1 protein-coding gene is annotated in these 997 nt (G+C 46.4%); it reads right to left on the reverse strand.

The window, feature by feature from the left end; translation table 11 throughout:
* The coding region (locus tag A3739_RS04865) for a helicase C-terminal domain-containing protein (protein WP_304440257.1) at positions 1-997 on the reverse strand (997 nt) is incomplete at both ends.

Here is a 997-nt window from a genome sequence, read left to right on the forward strand (position 1 = left end):
TACGCCCCTGACTTTCAATCCACTCAGCAATCGCTTGCTCTAAAGGATCATTCGGCACAGCAAACGGCACTTTGGCAATAACAACATGCGTCAGATACTTACCTGGCAAATCGATGCCCTCGGCAAGTGACGCCAGACCAAACAAAATACTGCGCTTACCCTGATCTATTTTTTTCTTATGCAGCTGAATCAATTCCTGCTTACCCATATCGTCTTGGGTCAACATATCTTCACGCAAGTCACGATCGACTCCGTAAAACACGTCATTCATCTGCTTGCGCGAACTGAACAACACAAGCACTGCTTTATGATCTTCGATCCAATCTTCAAGATCATCGATCAACTCTTGCGTATGCGCCTGTGCTTGATTCGGCAATGAACGCATCGGCGGTACTCTTAATAGACCCGCTTGCTGAAAATCAAATGGACTTGGTACGCGATGATACACCGAGCCTTGAGGAAGCCCTGCCTTGTGTCGTAAATGATCAAACTTTCCGAGTGCAGTGAGTGTTGCAGAAGTCAACACGGCGCCGTAAGCACGCTTCCAAAGCGCAACATTTAATAAGCCTCCTGCACTCAGTGGGCTGCCAAACAAATAGATGTCTGAACCATTTTCATAGTCACGCAAGGTCGCCCATCGCGCATCTGGCTGATCATCGGGCTTAGAATCTTTTGAATAGAACTGCCACAAAGCATAGTGCCCATCGGCACGGTTAAAGTGCGAACCGATCACTGGGTACCATTGCTCTGCCTCTTCTTTATTCAAACCACAGTCAGATTTCTCGTCCACACTACGATTTAGTTCAGCACGAATCTCATCGAGATAACGACATAGCGATGCAAAATCTAGTTTGATGTTATAGGCCTGTTCTTTCACCTCATTGGGCAATATTCCATCTGTAAACCGATATCGACTTTCTGATGCGCCCTCTTCCTGATCCCAATCTAAACCTTCCGCCAAGTTCATATAAAAGGCATCAATCTTTTGCTGCAGAGC

It is taken from the genome of Oleiphilus sp. HI0067 (assembly GCF_001635735.1).